This is a genomic window from Lactobacillus sp. (assembly GCF_051873315.1).
Lineage (GTDB): Bacteria > Bacillota > Bacilli > Lactobacillales > Lactobacillaceae > Lactobacillus.
The window spans coordinates 1-7,308 of sequence record NZ_JBJEES010000100.1; the positions used below are offsets into that span (position 1 = coordinate 1).

9 protein-coding genes are annotated in these 7,308 nt (G+C 50.5%); 2 read left to right on the forward strand and 7 right to left on the reverse strand.

The genetic code is table 11. From position 1 onward, the window contains the following. The first annotated feature begins 677 nt into the window (after positions 1-677). Entirely contained in the window at positions 678-872 is a 195-nt protein-coding gene (locus ACI32D_RS05925; RefSeq protein ID WP_439775685.1) for an LPXTG cell wall anchor domain-containing protein, read from the forward strand. 64 nt (positions 873-936) lie between these two features. Here the strand turns inward: ACI32D_RS05925 and ACI32D_RS05930 are convergent, their stop codons facing one another. From ACI32D_RS05930 to ACI32D_RS05960, 7 genes are all read right to left on the reverse strand, one after another. After that, positions 937-1,851: an ATP-binding protein gene (locus ACI32D_RS05930; RefSeq protein WP_439775686.1), complete on the reverse strand. Its 915-nt coding sequence runs from the start codon at positions 1,849-1,851 to the stop codon at positions 937-939. A gap of 301 nt (positions 1,852-2,152) precedes the next feature. After that, a complete protein-coding gene (locus tag ACI32D_RS05935) occupies positions 2,153-2,995 on the reverse strand; it encodes an ATP-binding protein (RefSeq protein WP_439775687.1) in 843 nt (280 codons plus the stop codon). A 204-nt stretch (positions 2,996-3,199) separates the two neighbouring features. Continuing rightward, positions 3,200-3,382, reverse strand: a complete 183-nt coding sequence (locus ACI32D_RS05940) for a hypothetical protein (RefSeq protein ID WP_439775688.1) — start codon at positions 3,380-3,382, stop codon at positions 3,200-3,202. Further along, positions 3,331-4,461, reverse strand: coding sequence for an iron reductase (locus ACI32D_RS05945; protein WP_439775689.1), 1,131 nt, complete (start codon positions 4,459-4,461; stop codon positions 3,331-3,333). The genes ACI32D_RS05940 and ACI32D_RS05945 overlap by 52 nt, the downstream gene beginning before the upstream one ends. Positions 4,462-4,464: 3 nt before the next feature. Continuing rightward, entirely contained in the window at positions 4,465-4,725 is a 261-nt protein-coding gene (locus tag ACI32D_RS05950; RefSeq protein WP_439775690.1) for a hypothetical protein, read from the reverse strand. 32 nt (positions 4,726-4,757) lie between these two features. Next, positions 4,758-5,798, reverse strand: a complete 1,041-nt coding sequence (locus ACI32D_RS05955) for a zinc-binding dehydrogenase (RefSeq protein WP_439775691.1) — start codon at positions 5,796-5,798, stop codon at positions 4,758-4,760. Between the two features lie 30 nt (positions 5,799-5,828). Continuing rightward, positions 5,829-6,671 carry a DUF3737 family protein gene (locus ACI32D_RS05960; RefSeq protein WP_439775692.1) on the reverse strand — a complete coding sequence of 281 codons (843 nt, stop codon included), beginning with the start codon at positions 6,669-6,671 and terminating at the stop codon, positions 5,829-5,831. Between the two features lie 288 nt (positions 6,672-6,959). On the opposite strand from ACI32D_RS05960, the gene ACI32D_RS05965 reads away from it, so the two are divergent. Further along, a partial coding sequence (locus ACI32D_RS05965; protein WP_439775693.1) for an NAD(P)H-dependent oxidoreductase occupies positions 6,960-7,308 on the forward strand: 349 nt, incomplete at its 3' end.

A 7,308-nucleotide genomic window follows, 5' to 3' on the forward strand; every position in this document is an offset into this window, starting at 1 on the left:
CTGAGGCACTCCTTAAGGAAGCAGACACCACCACCGATGGTGCTATCTTGCAAGTTGTCATTCCTTACACAGCAGTACCAACTACGCCAGATAAGCCGACTACACCAACTACTCCAGACGTGCCTACTACGCCAACCACGCCGGACGTACCAACTACGCCAACTACACCAGACGTACCGACTACACCTACTCAACCGGATGTGCCTACTACGCCGACTACACCAGACGTGCCTACTACACCTACTACGCCGGATGTGCCGACCACTCCAACTACGCCAGATAAGCCGACTACACCAACTACTCCAGATGTACCCACTACGCCGACTAAGCCGGACGTTCCGACCACACCTACCACGCCGGATGTGCCAACCACTCCAACTACTCCAGACGTGCCTACTACGCCAACTACACCAGACGTACCGACTACACCTACTCAACCGGATGTGCCGACTACACCAACTACGCCAGATGTACCGACTACGCCGGTAGTACCGAATGAGCCTACCACTCCAACGGTACCTTCGAAGCCAACCACACCTAACGAACCTACCACTCCAACGGTGCCTTCGAAGCCAACCACACCTAACGAGCCTACCACTCCAACGGTGCCTTCAAAGCCAACTACACCTAACGAGCCTACTACTCCAACGGTGCCTTCGAAGCCGGCTACTCCTAACGTGCCTGCTACCCGGCAGCTTAGTCATGGTGGTACGCCAAGTAAACATAAACATGTCACTACTAGCAAGAGTAATGAAACTACTTTGCCACAAACTGGTGAAAAGAAGTCTAACTACAATCTTGCAGCAATGATTCTGACTTTGCTTAGTACTCTTCTTTTTGCATTCACTGGCAAAAAACGCAAGAACGATTAGTTAGGTTAAAATTATCGAGATAAAAAATCGCAGTACCGATAATGGTGCTGCGATTTTCGTTTGATTAATAAGTTTCAAAGCGAACAAACTCCGCGAATCTAGGCAGGGCAAAGGAGATGGTTCCATATCGGCGGGTATCGATCAAGCCCTGGTTCTTGAGTCGGCGCCGGTATTGATTGAACAGGTTAGGATTCATTTCCAGCCGTTCACGGAATTCCTTCACCTTTCCGCCTTCGTTTTCAGCAATCACGCTCAAAACACGCTGATCCAATTCAGACAGCTCACTCCATAACTTGGCGTATGAAGCATCAGCTAAGAGCTGATCGTATTCTTGCAGAGTATCTTCGCCAATCTCACAATTTCCCTGCTCCCAGCAAACATAACCTAGAGTCTGAAAAGCAAAAGGATAGCCCCGGGTCAACTTGGCCATTTTTATACTCTGCTCTTGATCAAGCTTGAAGATGCTGGAATACGCATTGGCTACCGCCATCTGGTTCAAAGGCGCCAACACAATCTTTGGCGACCGGTAAAGGAAAGTCAGATTTTTAACATCTTGCAAGGACATGATTTCATCATATAAGCCAGTTGCCAAAAAGTACAAAGGACGATTATTACTGATGAAAAGTTGGAAAGCACTGGCAAATCTTTGCATCTGCGGGGTGTTGGTTGCTTCATCGATTGCTACTAACACTTTAATCCCCTGCTTTTGGAAGGCCGCCAAAGTCTTGTCAATGGCATCTACCAGATTAAGCTCCGGCCGCTGGTGGTTAACCGTAACACTTGCGCCGAATAATGAAAGGCCATAACTTGCTTCGTAATTGTTAGGATTGAAATAACGGCTGTTTTGCAAGTCGCTGTACAAAGCTTCCAGAATATCATCTAGAGGACTAATCTTGATTACCAGCCAATTTTTCATTCGACCGATCCGCTCACAGATGTCCGTCAAAAGAACCGTCTTGCCGCTACCTCTGATACCCATCAAAATATATACTTGATCAGTTACAGGTGGTTGAGTAAACGTTGTAATTACTCTGTTGCTGTCACTTAAACGGGTAATATATTCTACTGGTTTTCGTCCAAAAGAGATACTAAACGGGTTTTTACCTAAATACATGTCTGCCCTCCTTTTAATGTTTGTCTTTGTGTTAATTCTTATTATACAAGTTTTTACAACTGTATACAACTGACTACAACTTTTGATTTCTTATACAACTGACTACAACTAGCTACAACTGTATACAACTTTTTTCGCAAAAAATAGCAGCATCCCCGCGATGCTGCTATTCGTTTTCCCTCTTAAAATCAATGATCAATTCCGTACTGTCCTTGTCAGTAAGCAACTTCGGCTGAGTCGCCTGGAGCTTGGCCATGGTCTGGTAGATCCGCTGGCCGCCATTGCCCGATCTTTCACCCAGCCTTGCCCGCATGCAGGCTGAAAAAATCAAGGGGTTGCGGGGCAGGGACTTGCCACCTTTAATGAAATCGCTGGTGGAAATCTGCATCCCTCCCGGGTTGAAGAAGTCAATCGCCGTCCCCTTCATCGTGATCTTGCTGGACAAGTGGGAAGAGTAATCCGCGTGAACCAGGAAATTGACCAAGGCCTCATGTAAAACCAGATCTTCCTCCTCCCGGTTCGGCGAATCCTGGATATCGCGGTTAAACCGCTGCCGGACTTGCATGTAGAAGGAAAACAGATTTTCCGGGCAGCCATTTTCTGAAGAAGTATAGATTCTGCCTAGATCGGGCTGGTCGGGATTGCTGATGAAATCAATGAAAAAGCTAGGGAAAACGTAGCGGATCGAGTCGTACTTGCCAAACAGCAAAAGTGCCGCCTTGGTGTACTTCCACACCCGCTGGCTGGATGACCGGTCTTCCTTGATGAGGCCGATCGATTTCAAAAAGCTCTCGTCATCCAAGGCCACATAGCTCCGGCTTCCCCTGGCTTCCAGCAGGGCCTGGTATTGGCGCAAAGACGGCAGATCAAAATCCTGCAACTCAAAATTGTCCAGCATTTCTGAATCTACAATCTGCCCGCCGCCCTTAAAAAAGCTCTCCAGCCGGCCGGCGTTCAGCTCTTCAAGAAATGGAATTTCCTGGGCAAAAAGTTCCGCGCAATTGCTCATCACAAGACCCTCCCTTTATCGTTTATTTTAATTTTACAATGAAGCTGAACGACCAACAATTAATTTTCTATGCTTTTCTACTTAAAAAGCTATAAATTGCGCTACTCTAAGTAGAATTATCAGCAAAAGCATTACCGGTGTGTATAATATTTAAGTTATAATAATTACACAAAAAATAACAGCACCGTAATTGGTGCTGTTATTTCACATACCGATATTTTCGTCAAAAATCCGGTTCTTTTCAACGTCAAACTGGCGAAGCTTGTCTTCAACCCGCTTGAGCACCATCCCGGAGCCAACCACCAGGAAGAGACCCCGGCTGATTTCTTCAGCCGTCAGGATCTCCTTAAGCTGGTCATCCTTAAAGCGGTGCTCCTGCTGGTCCACTTAGCCCCCTTTTCGGTCAGGCCAGTGAACCGGTCAGCCAGGTAATTTTCCTCCTGCCCCCTTGACCAAATCAAGTGAACAGGCCGCTTGCCAGCATATTCTTCCGCCAGGTCGATCAAGGGCGCTATCCCTGTCCCCAAGGCATAAGCAACCAGGGGCCGGTCTGGATTCTCCCTTAAAATCTGGTCAAAAAGTCCATACGGCCCTTCCAAATTTACCTGGCTGCCAACCGGCAGATCGGCCAGCTTCCGGGTGTAGTCGCCGACTTCATGGATCAAGAAGGAAACTTGCTTGTCTCCTCTTTTGAAAACGGAGAAGGGATGCTTTTCTCTGGAAAAACCCGGAGCCTTGACGGACAAGAAGTAATAGCCATCCGCTTCCAATTTCGGGGCATCTTCTCCCAGCTTGACGGTTATTTCCAAAACGCGGCGGGCCAAGCTTCTGCTGCCCGCCAGCTGCCCCTGCCGGCGCGGGTCGCCATCTGCCACGAACTTCTGGTACGCGTATAAGGAAAAGAAGAACAGTGTGTACAGGTTAAATACCAGTGTAAAGTAAGGCAGATTTCTGATCCGCGGAATCACTTGGACATGCAGCCAAATCAAGCCAATCACGGCAAAATTCAGCCGGTGCAGCCAGAGACTCAACTGGTGGGGCAGCTTTTTCTTTAAGCTGTCAAAAAAGACGATCCGGTTACTCAGCCAGCCGGACAGGAAGACCACGGCCAGGAGAATGAGCACGATTTCTAAGCCCCAGGCAAAGTTTCCCGTGTTCCGGATGATGGCATGGAAAGAGGAAAGATCCAGCTTGTGGACCGTCACCGCCAGAAGCGCCGCGATCCCCAGCATCCCATGCAAAGCATACATGACTGGCAGACCCAGCCGCTTTTCCAGCCACTTAGGCCGGGTTGCCAGGAAAACAATGGCCAGCCACCAGACATAAGCCGCGATCCCCAGGTCGATCGCCAGAAGATTGGCCAGGCTGTCCACCAGATAGCGGTTGAGAAGCAGGGTCAAGGGCAGAGGCAGGAACAGAAACAAAACAATCCCGGTCATGACTGATGCAAATTGGTGTTTTTTCATATGCTAGTATCCCATCTTTTTAAAAACCAGCTTGGCAGGATAAGTCTTCTTTAAAGGCTCAGCCGCTTTTTTCGAGCTGGACGCCTTCATCGCCGTGACCGGAACTACTTTTTTGGCCTTTTGGGCGGCAGAATACGATTTCTTGACCTGCGAAACCTTTAGAGCAGACTCTGGTGAAAGAGAGCTGGTCTGCTGGCCAGGGTAAAAAGCAAAAACGCCTCCGGCCGCCAAAACAAACCCTATTATTATCAAAGTACGTTTCATTGTCATTCCCCGATTACAGCAAAATACACTAATTAATCAACGATGACGTAGGACTTGATGACCTCGCGCTTGTCCATGGCTGAGTAAGCCTGGTCAATTTCATCCAGGCTGAAACTGCCGGTAAAGACCTTGCCCGGGTTGATTTCACCCTTGAGGACGGCATCAAGAAGGACCTCCTTGTCATAAGTCGTTACCGAAGCCGGACCACCAGCCACGCTGATATTTCTGTAAAACGGACTGGTCATATCCTGAGCAGGCACGTGTGGCAGACCGACCCGGCCGACAGTTGAGCCTGGACGGCCGACAGCCATGGCGGTTGCCGTTGACTGTTCAGTGCCGACGCATTCCAGAACTGCGTCAGCCCCGAAGCCCCCGGTCAAAGCCATGATGGCCTTGACCGCTTCATCGCCGCGGACGGCCACATTGTCAGTTGCCCCGAATTCCTTGGCCAAAGCGGCCCGGTCCGGGTGGCGGCTGGTGGAAATGATCCGCTTAGCCCCCAGCATCTTGGCGGCAATAATCGCGCATTGGCCAACTGCCCCGTCGCCCATAACGACGACCGTGTCGCCTTCCTTGACGCCGGCGACTCTGGCAGCGTGGTAGCCAGTGGCCATGACGTCAGCCAAAGTCAGGAAGGACTTGAGCATCCCTTCGCTGTAGTCTTCCGGCTTGCCCGGAATTTTCACCAGGGCCCATTGCCCGTGCTGGAAACGGATGTATTCAGCCTGGTTTTCGCCGCTGAAGTTGTCCGTGTGCCCCTGGCAGGCCCCGTCAAAGCCCGCCCGGCAGGCTGGGCACTGGCCGCAGCCGTGGGTGAACGGCGCGATCACGAAGTCGCCCGGCTTGACCGTGGTGATGGCTGAACCAGTTTCCACCACGATCCCAATGGCCTCGTGGCCCGAGTTGGCGGAGTCAGCGCCGACGTGGTCGACGTCGCGGTAGTTCCACAAGTCTGACCCGCAGACACAGGCCCGGATTACTCTGATGATGACGTCATCGTCTTTTTCCAGCTTGGGCTTAGGCGCGTCAACCAAAGCCATTTTTCCTTTTTCCGCAAATACTGCTGTCTTCATGAAGACCTTGTCCTTTCTTTAAAAAATCGCTTAATCAGCCGTCTCGATTTCAACCTGGTCAAAGTCGATCTCCGGGTCGTCCAGGATGATGTCGTCTACGTGACCGACCTTGATCTTCCCGCTGACCGGGTTCTTGATGCTCATGATGTCGCCGGTGATTTCGGCATCGATATTCTGGCAGTATTCAAAGGCCAGGTCGGTCCGCCGGGTCCGGCAGTCCCGCATCTTTAGCCCGTCGATGTAGCACAGGCCCTGGTCGCTTTCGATCGTGCAGTTGATCAAGGTGATGTTCTTGGTGTTCCAGGCCAGGTACTCCCCGCTGATTCTGGAATCATAAATCGTCACGTTATCGCAGTTCCAGAAGGCATCTTTAGAAACCAGGCGGGAATTGTGGACTTCCACGTTCTTTGCCCCGTCAAAACAGTAGTTGCCGATCAAATCCAGGTGGTCAATGTAGATGTTCTCGCTGTTCATGCCAAAGTAGTCCCCGTTGACCGTCAGATTGGTCAAACGGACATTTTTACAAGTCCACAGGGTTTCTTCCGCATTGGAAAAATGCACGTGATCCAAAGTTACCCCGTCGCAGCGGCGCAGCTGCTTTGGCGCCTGGATGCTGCTGTCGGTGATCGTAATGTCGTCGGTATACCAGATCCCTGACCGGGCCATGGTTTCAAAAATCGTGTCTTTTACTTTGACATGCTTGTCGTACCAGAGAGGGTACTTCCAGGTAAACAGCACCCCGTCTAAGTCCAGGTTGCGGCCTTCCTTCAAAGGCGATTCGCCCGTGCCAAAAGTCACGTCCTTGATCACCGCGTCCCGGGTTCCAAACAGGGGGCGCTCGCCGTCATAGTAGCCATTGCTGATTTCTTTCATTTCCGGAAATCTCCTCTCATTCAATTTTCGTCACAATCTTTTTCTCTAGTATAATTCCATCTGCCTCTTATAACTAATCGATAAAAGTTATACATCGCTATTCTTCTTTGGAATAGTACTGCAGCCACGGGCAAATATCTTACATTTTAAGCATAACTGGCGGGTGGCCAATGGAAAAATGCTTTCTAAAAATGGTAGTATGTCCTCGAAGAATAGCATTCCGGGTCAAAAAACTTGCTTTTTTCTTCCGGCTTGCACTAAGCTGAACAAGAGACAGGAGGCAAACTTATGAAGACAACGATTTTTCTTTTTCACCCGGATCTGACCGCTTCCAAGGTCAACCGGGCCCTGGCCGCCGCTGCCAGCGAGGCGGGCTTTGAAGTCCGCGACCTCTACCGGCTCTACCCTGACTGGGAGATCGACGTCCAAGCCGAGCAGGCCGCCATGGAAGCCAGCGACCGGATCGTCCTGCAGTTTCCGATGTACTGGTACAGCTGCCCGCCTCTTTTGAAGAAGTGGGAAGACCTGGTTTTAGAATACGGCTGGGCTTACGGATCAACCGGGACCAAGCTGCATGGGAAGGAACTCTTGCTTGCCGTTTCCCCTGGCGCTCCGGCTGACAACTACCAGCACAGCG